The 16,060-nt window shown below is 70.3% G+C and carries 10 protein-coding genes; 4 read left to right on the top strand and 6 right to left on the bottom strand.

The genetic code is table 11. The annotated features are described in order from the left end of the window. Positions 1-12: 12 nt before the first annotated feature. Positions 13-750: an ABC transporter permease gene (locus ASG53_RS04205; protein WP_056128862.1), complete on the bottom strand. Its 738-nt coding sequence runs from the start codon at positions 748-750 to the stop codon at positions 13-15. After that, complete coding sequence (locus ASG53_RS04200; RefSeq protein WP_082543761.1) at positions 747-1,778, bottom strand: ABC transporter ATP-binding protein; 1,032 nt, start codon at positions 1,776-1,778, stop codon at positions 747-749. Before ASG53_RS04200 ends, ASG53_RS04205 begins: the two co-directional genes overlap by 4 nt. Before the next feature lie 118 nt (positions 1,779-1,896). On the opposite strand from ASG53_RS04200, the gene ASG53_RS04195 reads away from it, so the two are divergent. From ASG53_RS04195 to ASG53_RS04180, 4 genes are all read left to right on the top strand, one after another. Then, the gene (locus ASG53_RS04195) at positions 1,897-2,877 is read left to right on the top strand and encodes a TetR/AcrR family transcriptional regulator (RefSeq protein WP_056128859.1); all 981 of its coding nucleotides are present in this window, start codon (positions 1,897-1,899) and stop codon (positions 2,875-2,877) included. A 101-nt stretch (positions 2,878-2,978) separates the two neighbouring features. Then, positions 2,979-5,495, top strand: coding sequence for a phosphoketolase family protein (locus tag ASG53_RS04190; RefSeq protein WP_056130647.1), 2,517 nt, complete (start codon positions 2,979-2,981; stop codon positions 5,493-5,495). Then, the gene (pta, locus tag ASG53_RS04185) at positions 5,492-7,693 is read left to right on the top strand and encodes a phosphate acetyltransferase (RefSeq protein ID WP_056128857.1); all 2,202 of its coding nucleotides are present in this window, start codon (positions 5,492-5,494) and stop codon (positions 7,691-7,693) included. Before ASG53_RS04190 ends, pta begins: the two co-directional genes overlap by 4 nt. Next, positions 7,690-8,919, top strand: a complete 1,230-nt coding sequence (locus ASG53_RS04180) for an acetate/propionate family kinase (protein WP_056128854.1) — start codon at positions 7,690-7,692, stop codon at positions 8,917-8,919. The genes pta and ASG53_RS04180 overlap by 4 nt, the downstream gene beginning before the upstream one ends. A 197-nt stretch (positions 8,920-9,116) precedes the next feature. Here the strand turns inward: ASG53_RS04180 and ASG53_RS04175 are convergent, their stop codons facing one another. From ASG53_RS04175 to ASG53_RS04160, 4 genes are all read right to left on the bottom strand, one after another. Beyond that, positions 9,117-10,562 (bottom strand): UDP-glucose dehydrogenase family protein, encoded by a 1,446-nt coding sequence (locus tag ASG53_RS04175; RefSeq protein WP_056128850.1) that lies wholly within the window; start codon positions 10,560-10,562, stop codon positions 9,117-9,119. 335 nt (positions 10,563-10,897) lie between these two features. Next, positions 10,898-11,998 carry a right-handed parallel beta-helix repeat-containing protein gene (locus tag ASG53_RS04170; protein WP_056128847.1) on the bottom strand — a complete coding sequence of 367 codons (1,101 nt, stop codon included), beginning with the start codon at positions 11,996-11,998 and terminating at the stop codon, positions 10,898-10,900. Further along, the gene (locus ASG53_RS04165; RefSeq protein ID WP_056128845.1) at positions 11,986-14,400 is read right to left on the bottom strand and encodes a right-handed parallel beta-helix repeat-containing protein; all 2,415 of its coding nucleotides are present in this window, start codon (positions 14,398-14,400) and stop codon (positions 11,986-11,988) included. Before ASG53_RS04165 ends, ASG53_RS04170 begins: the two co-directional genes overlap by 13 nt. Continuing rightward, the gene (locus ASG53_RS04160) at positions 14,397-15,752 is read right to left on the bottom strand and encodes a glycosyltransferase (protein ID WP_082543760.1); all 1,356 of its coding nucleotides are present in this window, start codon (positions 15,750-15,752) and stop codon (positions 14,397-14,399) included. The genes ASG53_RS04165 and ASG53_RS04160 overlap by 4 nt, the downstream gene beginning before the upstream one ends. Positions 15,753-16,060: the final 308 nt, after the last annotated feature.

Genomic DNA, 16,060 nt, shown 5'->3' with positions numbered 1-16,060 from the left:
TGCAGAGCGCAGCTACCCCCGGCGCCGCAGCGCTGCCCCGGCGAGCGCGACGCAGCCCGCGCACCAGGCGATCAGCACGAGCAGCGGACCTGTCTCGATCGTGAAGCTCGACCCGGCCAGCCCAGCCCTGATCAGCTGGGCCATCGGCTCGATCGGCAGCACGGCGTGGACCGACGCGAGCCAGGACGGGAACTGCTCTGCCGGGACGGAGACCGGCGAGAAGAGCAGGATGACGAAGACGACGAGCTGGGTGAACAGCATCGCGAGCGACGGCGGCAGCAGCGCTGCGACCGTGTAGCCGATGGCGGCCGCCGTGAGCGAGACGAGCAGGGCCGCAGGCAGCACCCACCACGAGACGTCGAGCGAGATGTCGTAGCGCAGCACCCCGACGAAGACCGCGAGCACGGTGCCGGGCAGCGCCACGAGGGTCCACACGGTGAGGTCGGCCGCGAGGAAGACGAGCCGCGGGACCGGGAGCGTCATGAGCCACTGCGCACTACCCTCGGTCTTGGCCTGCGCGAGCATCTGCGGCGCCATGACCAGACCGATGACGATCAGCGTGATGGTCGGCGCCCCGGTGGCGAGGTAGAGCGCCGCATCACCCTCGAGGTCGCCCATGAGGATGCCGAAGCCGAGCACGGTCCCCACGGCGAGGGCTCCTTGCACGACGACGAGGAGCGGCAGGTAGACAGACTGGCGTCGGAGCTGCCACTGGGTGAGCAGACCGTACTGCTGCAGGACGGTGGTCATCGGAGGGTTCCTTCGGTGGTGTCGGCATCGTGCCCGGCAGGGACGGGTGCGTGGGTCTCGGCGGCGTCCGCGTGGGTCCCGCCGGGTGAGCCGGTCTCGCCGGCAGCGCCGACGAGCTCGACGTAGACGTCTTCGAGCGACGCCGGGGTGACCGAGTAGCGGTCGAGGTCACCGCGGTCGACGGCGTCCTGCGCCCAGGCGACGGCCTCTGCGGCGCGCGCCGCAGGCACAGACGCACGGGCACGCAGCCCGTCGTGGCCCGTCTCGGTCGCGCACGGCGGCCACGCCACGGCCCGCCCCGGTGGGAGGTCGACGTCGAGCTGGAGCGTGGAGCGCAACGGGTGGGTCAGCTCGGCGACGGTCCCGTGGGCGATCACGCGTCCCCGGTCGAGGATGACGAGGTCGTCGACCGCGTGCTCGGCCTCGCGCACGTTGTGGGTCACGAGCAGGACCCCGGCGCCGTCGTCGGCCAGTGCCTTGATCTGGGTCCACAGGAGGCGACGCCGGACGGGGTCCACGTCGTTGGTGGGCTCGTCGAGGATCACCAGACGCCCGGGGACGACGGCCGTCATCGCGAAGGCGGTGAGCCTGGCGACTCCCCCGGAGACCTTGTGCGCCGGGGTCGAGGCCCACTGACCGAGGTCGAGCGCCTCGATGAGACCGTCCGTCCGCCGGGCGACGTCGCGTCTGGCACCGCCCCGGATCCGGCCGACCAGCTCGATCGCCGTGCGCGGGGTGAGCCCGGTGATGGGGACGTTGGCCTGAGCCTGGACGCTGATCTCCCGGCGGGTGCGCTCGGGGTGCGCGACGACGTCGTGACCGACCACCCGGAGCGAGCCGGAGTCGGGCAGCAGGAGCCCTGCCACCTGGTTCACCAGGGTGGTCTTGCCTGCGCCGTTGTGGCCGAGCAGACCGACGACGGCACCCTCGGGCACGGTCAGGCTGACGCCGTCGTTGGCGCGCAGGGGCCGCCTGCCTCCGAAGGTCTTGGTGACGTCGGCGACGTCGAGTGCGGGTACCGCGGTCATGATCGTCCTCTCGTGGGGATCCAGGTCGAATACCTTTCAGTATCCGGAATACCGATGGGTATGTACCGGACCGTATCAGAGTCGGGTACTGCTGGGTATCTCTCTGTAGACTCATCAGATGGCATCCCACGAGACCCCGCGCAGGCGCACGTCCCAGCGTTCGCCCTCCGACGGCGACGCAGGCGGGCGCACAGGCAAGGGCAAGGGGAAGAAGGCTCCCGCCGACGACTCCTCCTCGAGGTCAGGCAGCCAGAACCCAGCGGTCGCCCTCGCCGCACAGGCTCTCGCCGAGGCCACGGCAGCCCTCGGCGAGGCGCTCCGCTCGGCGACCTCCGACGCCGTCGGGGCCGTCGAGGGCGACCTCGCGCAGACCCTGCGCTCAGCCGCCGCGAACGTCGAGAACGTCGCGTCGAAGTTCACCCGACGCTCGAACCGGTCCGACCGCACCCGGGCCGACCTACTCGCGGCAGCCGTCGACCTCTTCGCGAGCCGGGGCTACGGGGCCACGTCGGTCGAAGACGTCGCAGCAGCCGCCGGCTACACCAAGGGAGCCGTCTACTCCCGCTTCCCGTCGAAGTCCGACCTCTTCCTCGGGATCTTCCGGGAGCACCTCGACCGCGCACCGGGCGACCCGGGTCCCCTCGACATGCCCGCCCAGGCCCCGAGCAGCGAGGAGCACCTCGCGCTGCTGCGCGAGTCACGGACGGACCCGCGCCTCACGCTCAGCTCCGAGCTGGCGACCTTCGGGCTGCGCAACCCCGAGCACCGGGCCGAGGCAGGCGCGCTCTACGCGCGCCTGCTCGACGAGTCGGTCGACGCGCTGCTGGCCGAAGAGGCCAGGCTCGCCGACGAGGCCGGAGCCCCCCGACCTGCCGGCACGCCCGAGGAGCGCAGGGCAGCCCGCGAGCGCCTGCTGGTCGCGAGCGCGGTCACCCATCACCTGAGCATGCTCAACGCGCTCGGTGTCGCGGGTGTCGACGACGAGACCTGGTTGCGCCTGGTCCGTGCGGTGTGGCCCGTGCAGGGACCAAGGTCCGGTACCGAGAACACCGGCGGGACCTCCGGTGACGGAACTCACGGCACAGACGAAAGCCGCTAGCACGGACCGAACTCCCGATCTCACACCAAAGACCTAGTGCGCGCAGACCGCGGATGCGGTTACATGAAAGCGTTCACCCATCACTTCGGTTGGAGATCGTCATGACACGTTCTGCTCTTGGTGGTACACCCCACGCAGAGGTCCGGTCCTCCTCGTCCGACGCCTGGCGCGCGCGACCCGACACGCCTCTCGACGACGAGACGCTCGAGCGCATCCACGGGTGGTGGCGTGCCGCCAACTACCTGTCGATCGGTCAGATCTACCTGCTGTCCAACCCCCTCATGCGCACCGAGCTGACCCGCGACGACGTCAAGCCGCGCCTCCTCGGCCACTGGGGCACGACCCCCGGTCTGAACTTCCTCTACGCCCACCTCAACCGGGCGATCGCCGAGCGCAACCTGTCGACGATGTACGTGACCGGCCCGGGCCACGGCGGTCCGGGGCTCGTCGCGAACTCCTACCTCGAGGGCACGTACACCGAGACGTACCCCGACATCACCCAGGACGACGAGGGTCTGCGCAGGCTGTTCCGCCAGTTCTCCTTCCCGGGTGGGATCCCCAGCCACGTGGCCCCCGAGACCCCCGGGTCGATCCACGAGGGTGGCGAGCTCGGCTACGCGCTGTCGCACGCCTACGGCGCGGCCTTCGACAACCCCGACCTGCTGGTCGCAGCCGTGGTCGGCGACGGCGAGGCCGAGACCGGTCCGCTCGCGACCAGCTGGCACTCCAACAAGTTCGTCAACCCGGCCCAGGACGGTGTCGTCCTGCCGATCCTGCACCTCAACGGCTACAAGATCGCCAACCCGACGGTGCTCGCCCGCATCTCCGACGACGAGCTCGAGTCGCTCATGGTCGGCTACGGGCACAAGCCCTACGTCTTCGTCGGAGGCTTCGACGACGAAGACCCGGTGTCGATCCACCGTCGGTTCGCCGAGCTGCTGGACGAGGCCCTCGACGACATCGTCGAGATCAAGGCCCGTGCGGCGGGTGGGGACACCGCCCGTCCGATGTGGCCGATGATCGTCTTCCGCACCCCCAAGGGCTGGACCTGCCCGCCCGAGATCGACGGCAAGAAGACCGAGGGCTCGTGGCGCGCTCACCAGGTGCCGCTCGCCTCGGCCCGGGACACGCCCGAGCACCTCGAGGTGCTGCGTGGCTGGCTCGAGTCCTACAAGGCCGACGAGCTCTTCGACGACAGCGGCCGCCTCGTCGCGGACGTCGCCTCGCTCGCCCCCGAGGGCGAGCTGCGGATGAGCGCGAACCCGCACACCAACGGCGGTCTGCTGCTCAAGGACCTCCGGCTGCCCGACTTCCGGGACTTCGCGGTCGACGTGCCCACCCCGGGTGGCTCCATCAGCGAGGCGACCCGTGTGCTCGGCGCCTGGCTGACCGAGGTGGTCCGCCTCAACCCCGAGAACTTCCGCATCTTCGGTCCGGACGAGACGGCGTCGAACAGGCTGCAGCCCGTCTTCGACGTGACCGACAAGCAGTGGAACGCGGCGACGATCCCCGACGACCTCGACGACCACCTCGCCCGCGCCGGCCGCGTCATGGAGATGCTCTCCGAGCACCAGTGCCAGGGCTGGCTCGAGGGATACCTGCTCACGGGCCGCCACGGGCTGTTCAACTGCTACGAGGCGTTCATCCACATCATCGACTCGATGTTCAACCAGCACGCCAAGTGGTTGAAGATCACCCGCGAGATCCCGTGGCGCCAGCCGATGGCCTCGCTCAACTACCTGCTGTCGAGCCACGTGTGGCGCCAGGACCACAACGGCTTCTCGCACCAGGACCCGGGCTTCATCGACCACGTCGTGAACAAGAAGGCCGAGGTCGTCCGCGTCTACCTGCCGCCGGACGCCAACACCCTGCTCTCGACCTACGACCACTGCCTGCGCAGCCGCGACTACGTCAACGTGGTCGTGGCGGGCAAGCAGCCGGCCCCGAACTTCCTCTCGATGGACGAGGCCGTGGCGCACTGCACGCGTGGCCTGGGCATCTGGGACTGGGCCGGCAGCGAGGTCGCCGGGGAGGACCCCGACGTCGTGCTCGGCTGCGCGGGCGACGTCCCGACCCTCGAGGTCCTCGCGGCGGCGGACCTGCTCCGCCAGCACCTGCCTGAGCTCAAGGTCCGCGTGGTCAACGTCGTCGACCTCATGCGTCTGCAGGACGAGAAGGAGCACCCGCACGGGCTCTCCGACCGCGACTTCGACACCCTCTTCACGACCACCAGGCCTGTCGTGTTCGCCTACCACGGCTACCCGTGGCTCATCCACCGCCTCACCTACCGCCGCGCCGGGCACAACAACATCCACGTGCGCGGCTACAAGGAAGAGGGCACCACGACCACACCGTTCGACATGGTCATGCTCAACGACCTCGACCGGTTCCACCTCGTCATGGACGTCATCGACCAGGTCCCGCACCTGGGCAGCCGGGCCGCCGTGCTCCGGCAGGAGATGTCCGACGCGCGCCTGCGGGCGCGGCAGTACACCCGAGACCACGGGGAAGACCTCCCCGAGGTCCGCGACTGGGTGTGGCCCGACGCGGGCGACACCGCGACCCAGGTGGGCGGGCCACAGGCCGCCACCGTTTCCACTGGAGGCGACAACGAGTGAGCTCCTCCGCTCGCAGCATCTTCATCACGTCCCCCGAGGGTGAGACCGGCAAGTCCACGGTCGCCCTCGGGGTTCTCGACCTCCTCACGCGCCGCGTGCAGCGGGTCGGTGTGTTCCGTCCGGTCACCCGGACGGGGCACACCGCCCGCGGCGCGGCCGCGTCGGCCGAGGGGGCAGAGCGCGACTACGTCGTCGAGCTGCTCCTGGCCCACGACGGCGTCGACCTCACCTACGAGGAGTGCGTCGGCGTCACGTACGACGACCTGCACGACGACCCCGAGGCGGCGCTGTCGCAGATCGTCACGAAGTACCACGAGGTCGAGAAGAAGTGCGACCTCGTGGTGATCGTCGGGACCGACTACACCGACGTCACCGGGCCGACCGAGCTGGCCTTCAACGCCCGGATCGCCGCCAACCTCGGCGCCCCCGTGCTGCTCGTGCTCTCGGGCAAGGACCGCTCCCCCGCCGGGATCCGGCAGATGAGCGAGGTCTCGGTCTCCGAGCTCCAGTCCAACCACGCGCAGGTCATCGGTGTGGTCGCGAACCGTTGCTTCCCCGACGACCTCGAGGCCATCCGCGCCGAGTTCGCCGGCGAGACGCTGCCCGTCTGGACCATGCCGGACGACCCCTTCCTCGTCGCACCGACAGTCGGACAGCTCATGGGAGCCGTCGGCGGTCGCCTGCTCCTGGGCGAGGAGGCTCTCCTCGGCCGCGAGGTGCTCGACGTCCTCGTCGGCGCCATGAACTTCGAGAACCTGCTCGACAGGCTCGCCGACGGCGCCGTGGTCATCACCCCCGGTGACCGCACCGACGTTCTGCTCGGCCTCCTCACCGCGCAGACCGCCAAGAACTTCCCGTCGCTCGCCGGCATCATCCTCAACGGCGGCTTCCTGCCGCCCGACGCCGTGAGCCGCCTCATCGCGGACCTCGACCCGAGCGTCCCGATCATCCAGACGGACCTCGGGACCTTCCGCTCGGCGAGCGCCGCCGCGTCTGCCCGCGGTCGCGTCACCAAGGACTCCCAGCGCAAGGTCGACACGGCCCTCGCCCTCTTCGAGCAGAACGTCGACGCGGCCTCGCTGCTCGCGAGCCTCGACGTCGAGCGTCCCGAGGTCGTCACCCCGCTGATGTTCGAGTACGAGCTGCTCAACAGGGCCCGCGCCGACCGCAAGCACATCGTGCTGCCCGAGGGCACCGACGACCGCATCCTGCGGGCGGCCTCGACGCTGCTGCAGCGCCAGGTCGCGCACCTGACGATCCTCGGCGACGAGGAGTCGATCCGGGCCCGCGCCGTCGAGCTCGGCCTCGACATCTCCGAGGCGAAGGTCATCGACCCGCACACGGGCGACCTGCACGAAGAGTTCGCGCAGGCCTACACGGTCATGCGCGCCCACAAGGGCATGACAGTCGACCGTGCCCGCGAGATCGTCAGCTCGGTCTCGTACTTCGGCACCATGATGGTCCAGCTCGGCTACGCCGACGGCATGGTGTCGGGCGCTGCCCACACGACAGCGCACACCATCCGCCCGGCCTTCGAGATCATCAAGACCGTCCCGAACGTCTCGGTCGTCTCGTCGGTGTTCATCATGTGCCTCGAAGACCGCGTCCTCGTCTACGGCGACTGCGCCGTCAACCCGGACCCGACGGCGGAGCAGCTCGCCGACATCGCGATCTCCTCGGCTGCGACGGCCGTGCAGTTCGGGGTCGAGCCCCGCATCGCGATGCTCTCCTACTCGACGGGCGAGTCCGGCTCGGGCGCGGACGTCGACAAGGTGCGCGCCGCCACGGCCCTCGTCCGCGAGCGCCGCCCGGACCTCTTCGTCGAGGGCCCGATCCAGTACGACGCGGCGGTCGACGCCTCCGTCGCCGCCTCGAAGATGCCCGACTCGGCCGTCGCCGGCCGCGCGACCGTCTTCGTGTTCCCGGACCTCAACACCGGGAACAACACGTACAAGGCCGTGCAGCGCTCGGCCGGGGCGATCGCCGTCGGACCTGTCCTGCAGGGCCTGCGGATGCCCGTCAACGACCTGTCCCGCGGGGCGCTCGTGCAGGACATCGTCAACACCGTCGCGATCACCGCGATCCAGGCGCAGGCGCTCTCGGCCGAGAAGGCCCGCGCCGCCGAGGAGGCGGCAGCCGCCGCACCGACCACCGAGCCCACCCCGGGCTCCCACGAGGCTGGAGCACCCACAGCATGAACCCGACGTCAGACGAGCGCCCCCGCGCCACCTCGAGCGTCCTCGTCATCAACGCCGGCTCCTCGTCGGTGAAGTACCAGCTGGTCGACCCCACCGGCGGCGAGGCGATCGCCTCGGGCATCGTCGAGAAGATCGGCTCGTCCGAGGGCTCGGTCTCGCACAAGTTCGAGGGCACCAAGACCCAGCGCACGGTCGACGTGCCCGACCACGGTGCCGCGCTGCGCGTCGTGCTCGACCTCTTCTCCGAGATCGGCCCGAGCCTGGCCGACGCGAACGTCGTCGCTGTCGGGCACCGTGTCGTCCAGGGCGGCAGCCTGTTCTCGGGCCCCGTCGTGATCGACGACGCGATCGTCGAGGACATCCGCGGTCTCATCCCGCTCGCGCCCCTGCACAACCCTGGGCACGTGCGCGGCATCGAGGTCGCCCGGGCGCTGTTCCCGGACGTCCCGCACGTGGCCGTCTTCGACACCGCGTTCTTCCAGACGCTCCCCGAGGCTGCGTACACCTACGCGATCGACGCCGAGGTGGCCCGCGCGCACGGTGTGCGCCGCTACGGCTTCCACGGCACCAGCCACGAGTACGTGTCCAAGGAGGTCGCGCGGGTCCTCGACCGTCCGCTCGAAGACCTCAACACCATCGTGCTGCACCTCGGCAACGGCGCGTCGGCGTCGGCCGTGCGCGGCGGGGTGGCCGTCGAGACCTCGATGGGTCTTACGCCCCTCGAGGGCCTGGTCATGGGCACCCGCTCGGGAGACATCGACCCGGCGATCGTCTTCCACCTGCACCGCAACGCCGGCATGTCGATCGACGAGATCGACGACCTGCTCAACAAGCGCTCGGGCATCCTCGGTCTCGCCGGGGACAACGACTTCCGCACCCTGCACGAGCTCGTCGCGGCAGGTCACGAGGGCGCTCGCCTGGCCCTCGACGTGTACGTGCACAGGCTGAAGAAGTACATCGGCTCGTACCTCGCGGTCCTCGGCCGCGTCGACGTCATCGCCTTCACCGCCGGCGTCGGCGAGAACGACGAGATCGTGCGTCGCCTCGTGATGCGTGGTCTCACAGACCTCGGCATCGAGATCGACGAGGTCGTCAACGACGTCCGCTCCCCCGAGGCACGGACCATCTCGCCCGAGGGTACGAAGATCCGCGTGATGATCGTCCCGACGAACGAAGAGCTCGCGATCGCCCGCCAGAGCCTCGAGATCGTCGGCGCGCAGGGCTGAGCACGGGCCTGGGCACGGTCCTGGGCACGAGCACGAGCACGAGCACGACGACAAGACGTCAGGTGCGCACCTTCTCGGGGGTGCGCACCTGACGTCGTCCTGGGGGTAGACCCTGCTCAGGCTGTCAGCACGACGGATCGTCAGTACTCAGGACCGTCAGCGCAGGGGCTCGAGGCGGCCGTGACCGGACCTCGTCGTCAGCAGGGCAGGTCGGCCGACTTGTCGACGACACGGCCGGCAGCCTGCGACCGGTTGCTTGCCACGACCGGGACGGGCACCGGTGCGGTGTGCGGACGTCCGAGCGCCCAGTAGTCCCAGCCGGCCGCCCGGAACCTGTCGGCGTCGAGGGCGTTGCGGGTGTCGACGACGGTCCGGGTCCGGACCTGCTCCCCCATCTGCGCGGGGTCCGCGGTCCGGAACTCCTGCCACTCGGTCAGCAGGACCGTGACCTCCGCGCCTGCGAGCGCCTGGTCGAGGCTCGCCGCGTACTCCAGGTCGGGATACACACGGTGCGCGTTGACCGACGCCTCGGGGTCGTAGACCGAGACGATCGCGCCCTCGAGGTAGAGCATCCGGGCGACGTCGAGCGCCGGCGCGTCGCGGACGTCGTCGGAGTCGGGCTTGAAGGCCGCACCGAGGGCTGCGACCCTCACCCCCATGAGGTCTCCGCCGGCTACCTGCCGGATGAGTGCGACGGTCCGCAGGCGCCTGCGGACGTTGATCGCGTCGACCTCACCGAGGAAGGCGACGGCCTCGCCGATCCCGAGCTCTTCAGCACGGTGCTTGAAGGAGCGGATGTCCTTGGGCAGGCACCCTCCGCCAAAACCGAGGCCGGGCTTGAGGAACTTGGAGCCGATGCGCTCGTCGAGACCCAGTGCCTCCGCCAGCCGGATGACGTCGGCCCCCGTGGCCTCGCACACCTCGGACATCGCGTTGATGTACGAGATCTTCGTGGCGAGGAAGGAGTTGGCTGCCGACTTCACGAGCTCGGCTGTCGCGAGGTCCGTGACGATGAGCGGCGTGCCCTCGGCGAGGATCGGCTCGAAGGCGGCCCGCAGACGGTCTTCGGCCCACGCAGACGTGACGCCGAAGACGAGCCTGTCCGGGTGCAGGGTGTCCTGGACCGCGAAGCCCTCGCGCAGGAACTCGGGGTTCCAGGCGACCTCGAGCTCGGCCCCCAGGGGCGAGATCTCCTGGACCAGGGTGGTGAGGCGCTCAGCCGTGCCGATCGGCACCGTCGACTTCCCGACGAGCAGCACCTTGCGGGTGATGCGGCGGGCGAGCTCGGTGAAGGCCGAGTCGACGAACCGCAGGTCCGCCGCCTCCGAGCCCATCTGCTGGGGTGTGCCGACGCACACGAAGTGCACGTCGCCGAACTCCGCGGCCTCGTCGAGGTCTGTCGTGAAGCGCAGCCGTCCGCTCGCGAGAGCCTCGTCGAGCTTCTCGGGCAGGCCAGGCTCGAAGAACGGCACCGTGCCCTCGTTGAGCAGGTCGACCTTGCGCTGGTCGATGTCGACTCCGAGGACCTCGAAGCCGAGGTAGGCCATGGCGACGGCGTGGGTGGCACCGAGATATCCCGTACCGATGACGGTGAGGCGGGGGGCACGCTCGGGGCTGGGTGAGGCAGGGGGGAGGGTAGACATGATGAGCTCCGATTTCTGTGGGCACCGCTGACTGCTGGGGAGGGTGGGACGGGCTCAGGGACGGCGGGCGGCTTCTCTCTGCGGGCACCGCATCTCTGCGGTGGCGCTGGCTGGGACTGGTCAGGCTGACCTGAGCACGCCGATGGCGGCGTACCAGGGCGCAGCCAGCCCGTGCCCGTCGCTGCGGGCACCGAGGGCACTGCTGGCTGCTGGGGGGAGGGAGAGAGATCTGGGGTCGGCGGAGCTGCCGGGAGGAGGGAGAGGGTCTGTGGTCGGGACAGATCAGTGGTCGGGCAGGGAGGTGGTCGGGACAGGGAGGTGCGCCGCGAGCAGGGTCAGCCCGCGCCGCACTCCACGTTGCTGAGACCTTCGCCGGCGCCGGTCGCCGTGTTGTCGCACTCGACGACGTTGGAGAGCTCAGGGGTGAGCGAGAAGCCGAAGCCTGTGCCGTCGACGGTCGCGACGTTCCCGCGGAAGACGTTGTGGTCGCCCCAGCCCTCGAGGATCTCGTGGGTCTGGAAGCCGTCGGTCGGCGACGAGGTCCCGGTGTTGCCCTGGACGAGCCACCCGTTGCCCTTGACGTCGACCCACGAGTCGGCTGCGGAGATCGACGACCCGTCGAAGGTGTTGCCACGGACGATCCCGTCCGAGGTCCCCTCCTTGATGTCGATGCTCTCCGAGGTCGTCCCGCTGATCGTGTTGTCCTCGATGACGTTGCGGTCGGAGGGGTCGGGCTCACAGGCCGTGATGTCGCACCAGTTGCTCTCGGCCGTCCCGACGTACACACCCTCGCCGAACTTCGGCTTGCGCAGCCCGGTGTCGCTGATGACGTTGCCCGACACCACGTTGTCCGTGCTGGCCTTGCGGAGGTGGATCGCCTCGTCGCCGATCGACGTGACCGTGAGGCCCGAGATCACCGAGCCGACCGTTCCGTCGGCCATCACGCCCTTCTGACCGTCGGTGACAGTGAACCCGCCGAGGCGCCAGTGGCTCGCCCCGTCGAGGTGCATCACGTACCCGCCCTCGGGCCCACCACCGTCGAGCACGGCGTCGGCCGGTCCGCAGAGCGTGATCGGCTCGTCAGCGGTCCCTGACGTCGTGGCCACGAACAACCCGTCGTAGGTCCCCGGAGCCAGGACGATCACCTCTCCGGGCTCGACCTCCGCGAGGCTCTCGGTGAGCTCGTCGGCGGTCGAGACCGTGGGCTCGGCCGGGCAGTCGACGGTGCTGTCCGGGACTGCGGCACCAGGAGAGTCCGCCGTGGCTGACGGGGACGGTTCCGGGCTCGAGGTCGACCCTGTCGGGTCGGACGAGGGTTCTGGGGTGCCGGGCGACGGGCTGCCTGGTGCTGTGCACCCCGCGAGGATCAGGCCACCGACCACGACCTCGCGGGCACGTCGGCCGAGAGTCCTCAGGACGCCGGTCACGGTGCGCACCGCAGGTCCCTCGGGCGGCGGCCGGGTGCCCGTCCACCGGGCTCCGCGACCTGTGCGGGCGGCTGGCCTGGCTGCTGGCCCGGCTGCCGAGTGTCCTGCAGGCTCTGCTGCAGGGTCTCTCGTCGGCCTTGCTGCCGCGCTGGGGCGGGCACGTCGTCCCCGGGGTTCCCGTCGTCGTGCAGCTCGAGATCGGCTGGGGCCTCACGGACCAGCAGGTCCCCCGCCGACCTGTCGGCGCGACGGGCTCGGGAGGGCTGCGGGCGGAGCAGCGTCGGTGCGAGGATCCCGGGACCATGCGGCTGCTCGTCCCGGGCTCCGCCCTGGGACTGGTCCTGGGTCTGATTCTGGGCCCGGTCCTGAGACTGGCCCTGCGCCGGCCCGAAGATCTCGCTCGGGTCGACCACGCCGCGGGTGAGCGAGGTGAGCGGGGCCCGGTTCGCGTACGGGTGCCGGACACCCGCGTTGCGGTGCCGGATGCTCGTCAGCGCGGTGACGAGCACCAGCAGGGCGAGCAGCAGCCAGACGACGGTGAGCGGCTGGAAGATCTGCCGCAGGACCGTCGAGAGGGGCTTGGTGCTGTCCCAGTCCTCCGTCGAGTTGTCCGACACCGCGACCCCCGTCGTGCGGGCCACGTCGATCGCGCTCGGACCACGTCCGCCGACGCTGTTGTCCGAGACGACCGAACCACCGGTCGCACCGACCAGCGTGATCGCGTGGCTGGTCACGTCGTCGACGGTGTTGCGCTCGAAGGTCCCGCCCGCGTCACGGGCGTAGATGCCGATCTCACCACCGAGCACGGTGTTGCCTGTTACCACGGTGTCCGTGCCGGCCGACCTCAGCGAGATCCCCTGCTGGTCCGCGCCCTCGACGGTGTTGTCCGTGAGCTCGACAGCCGTCGCGCCCTCGCTCACCACGATGCCCGCGGGGTTGTCTGTCACGGTGTTCGCGTCGACCTCGATGGTCGTCCCGCCGACCACGTCGATCCCGTACCGGCCGTTACTCGTCACGGTGCTCTCCGAGACGCTGTTGGCGCCGGACATCTCCGTGCCCGTGCCTGTCGCGCTCGGGCCGTCGGCGAGCGGCGTCCCCTCGATCGAGATGCCGTTGCGACCGTTGCCCGTCGAGGTCAGCCGCTCGAGGACGATGCCGCTCGTCGAGCGGGCCAGCCTGAAGCCGTCGACGGCGTTGCCCGTCGACGTGGTCGCCACGACTGTGCTCGCAGTGACGTCTCGGTGCATCACCAGACCGTCGACGAGGGAGTCCTCGATCCGCGACCCGCTCACCACGACACCCTCGGCGTTCATGACGAACAGCCCGAAGGCGTTGTCGGAGAACGTCACGTCCTGGATCTGCGCTGACACGAAGCTGTATCCGCTGAGGTCCGCACCCAGCCCGAGGGTCGGGGCACCTGCCCCTGTGGGCAAGAGCTCGGTCCCGAAGACCTTGGCTGAGGGCGGTGAGACGACAGTGCTCGTGGTGCCGGTCTCGGTGGGGGCACCTGCGCTCGTCGTGGAGGTGGTGGTCCCGTCGGACGCTGCTCCCGGGTCCGCTGCGTCACCTGTCGCGACGGCGCCGGCCGTCCCGTCGGTCCCGGCTGTCCCGTCGGGCACCGGCGGCTCGTCGGCTGCGGGGATCTCCCCCGCCGCGAGGTCCTGCGAGCCGGGCGCTGTGTGCGGCAGGTCGGTCCCGGTGAGGGAGACTCCCCCGGTGGTCCCGCTCCAGAAGCCGAGGTGGTCGAAGGTCGCGTGCCGGAAGTCCGCATAGCCACCGACCACCCGCACGTAGGCCCGCCCGTCGGAGGTGTCGTCGTCCACGGTGCCGGTCCGTGGGTCCCAGGCGCTCACCACGGTCGGGTTCTCGGCCGTGCCGGCGACCGTCAGGTCTCCGCCGAGCGTGACGATCGAGACGAAGGCGTCGTCGGTCGACGTGAGGTTGAGACGCAGCCCGTCGTCGCTCGTGAGGTCGAGGGTCGCGCCCTCCTCCACAACGATGTTCTCGCCGAGGAGGTACGAGCCGTCGGGCTGGCGCACGAGGGTCTGCGGGGCGAGCTCGAGCAGGTCGTCGAAGCTGTAGGGCGCCTCGCGCTCGACGAGCACGAGCGTGTACGTCGTCCCCGTCTCGAGCCTGTACGGCCGCCACTGCGACGCGCCCGTCCACTGTGCACCGTTGGCGATCGACCGCACCTCGACGAGGCGGCGGTCTTCGGCCGCGACGAGCGCGGCCTCGGCGTCAGGGTCACCCGGGTAGGCGACGGGTGCGGGCGTGGGCACCGCGGTCGACGCGGCGCGCACCTGCACAGGCTGGAGGACCGGGGTCGCGGCAGCCATGCCCCCGGTCACGAGGACCGTGCACCCGACGGCTGTGGCGACGGCTGCGGCGCGGGTCGCCCGACGCGCGCTCATCGTGCAGCCTCCGGCGTCCGGGCCGCCGAGGCGTAGACCGCGGGAGAGACAGAGGTGGTCTGAGGTGCAGGCACGACCTCCTCGACAGGGTCGAGGCTCCGGGCGGTCTGCCCGTCGCCGCCGACCTGGTCGGCGTGGCGGGTCAGCCAGCCCTGCTTGTTCATCGTGACGAAGGCGTACAGCTTGATCGGCAGGGCGACCATGATCACCACGGCGGCGAGCAGCGGCAGCAAGAACACCTCCTGCGGGTGGCGCCGCAGGTGCGAGAATCCGCGGATGCCACGGCCGAGGAGCAGCCATCCCACGGCGGCCGCGATGCCCAGGGTGGTGAGCTCGAGCCTCGACGCCACCAGGTACCAGAGCGTCAAGCCCATCGTGAGCGGCGTGAGGAGGATCTGCAGCACGGTCACCTTGGTGACGAAGGGCGTCCGCCACAGCCAGCCCTTCGACACGGCCGTGAGGTAGCACCTGTAGGAGTTGCGGCTCCAGCGCACCCGCTGCTTGACGAAGGCGCTGAAGGTGTCGGGGAACATCGAGATCGCCCGGGCCGAGGACTGGTGAACGGTCTTGTAGCCCGAGGCGAGCACGAGCCAGGTGAGCCTGCCGTCGTCCCCCGCGATGCAGCGGCGGCCGAGGAAGAACTCGTTCTCGAGGTCGTCGAGGACCGGGACGACGGCGTCACGCCTGTAGGCCGCGGTCCGACCGGACAGGCACGGCACAGCGCCCGCGCTGCCCATCGCCGGGACGTAGTCGTAGTAGCGCAGGTTGACGAGCCAGTCGGCGATGCGCCGCCAGACGCTCGACGTCCGCTGGTACACGTTCTGCTGCGTCCCCACACCACCCACGAGCGGGTCGGCGAAGGGCATCTGCACGGCCTCGAGCAGGCCCGGCTCCCACGACGTGTCGGAGTCGGTCAGCACGAGGACCTCGTAGCGCGCGGCCCGGATGCCGGCGCCGAGCGCCGAGCGCTTGCCCGCGTGGTGGAACAAGACCGGACGCACCCTGGCGTCCCCACGGGCCACGATCCGGGTGTAGGCCTCGAGGTCGGCGACGTCCAGCACGACGATGATCTCGGTCGGGTCCTGCGCCAGCCAGGAGTCCAGGCACCGCAGGAGGATGTCCGGGTCTTCGTGGAAGGACGGCACGACGACCGAGGTGGTCGAGCGGTGGTCGGTGACGATCGGGCGGGCCCTGCGGGACAGGACGACGCGGTAGATCCAGAGGGACCAGACGATGATGCCGGCGACGGCGAGCGGGAAGAGGTGGACGACCTGGTCGACCAGGTCACCGACGTCCACCTGTCCGACCGAGAGGGCCGAGGCTGGGGACGCCACGAGGATCGATGAAGGCATGGGGCACTCTCCGGAGTCGGAAGAAGGCGCGCAGAAGTGGATCAGGAGGGGAGGGGGACGTCATCGTCCGGTTGACGCACGAGCGTCGTTCTGTCCAGCGTCCTAGGGCCACCGAGGGGGGAGGGGGGAGGGTGGCGGCCCGAGTGAGGCTCAAGGTATTCGGCAGGTTCTGCGACCGTCAATGGACCTCGGTGCGGGCGGGCTGCCCGGGGCCCGGAGGTCACACGATCGAAACTCCGTGAAGAACGGACGTTCCGGTGGGGTGCTGCCGGTGGTGCCCGCCTCCCGGTGACCGGCCGCGGACCCAC

Origin of the sequence: Sanguibacter sp. Leaf3 (genome assembly GCF_001425965.1) — a bacterium.
Taxonomy (GTDB): Bacteria; Actinomycetota; Actinomycetes; order Actinomycetales; family Cellulomonadaceae; genus Sanguibacter; species Sanguibacter inulinus.
The sequence above is the reverse complement of the archived record's forward strand: the minus strand, read 5'-3'. Positions and strand labels throughout refer to the sequence as shown.

Bases quoted from the DNA above. Each gene is read 5' to 3' on its own strand.
- ASG53_RS04200 (WP_082543761.1), bottom strand. From the start codon at position 1,778: ATGACCGCGGTACCCGCACTCGACGTCGCCGACGTCACCAAGACCTTC.
- ASG53_RS04165 (WP_056128845.1), bottom strand. From the start codon at position 14,400: ATGAGCGCGCGTCGGGCGACCCGCGCCGCAGCCGTCGCCACAGCCGTC.
- ASG53_RS04190 (WP_056130647.1), top strand. From the start codon at position 2,979: ATGACACGTTCTGCTCTTGGTGGTACACCCCACGCAGAGGTCCGGTCC.
- ASG53_RS04180 (WP_056128854.1), top strand. From the start codon at position 7,690: ATGAACCCGACGTCAGACGAGCGCCCCCGCGCCACCTCGAGCGTCCTC.
- ASG53_RS04175 (WP_056128850.1), bottom strand. From the start codon at position 10,562: ATGTCTACCCTCCCCCCTGCCTCACCCAGCCCCGAGCGTGCCCCCCGC.
- ASG53_RS04195 (WP_056128859.1), top strand. From the start codon at position 1,897: ATGGCATCCCACGAGACCCCGCGCAGGCGCACGTCCCAGCGTTCGCCC.
- ASG53_RS04205 (WP_056128862.1), bottom strand. From the start codon at position 750: ATGACCACCGTCCTGCAGCAGTACGGTCTGCTCACCCAGTGGCAGCTC.
- ASG53_RS04160 (WP_082543760.1), bottom strand. From the start codon at position 15,752: ATGCCTTCATCGATCCTCGTGGCGTCCCCAGCCTCGGCCCTCTCGGTC.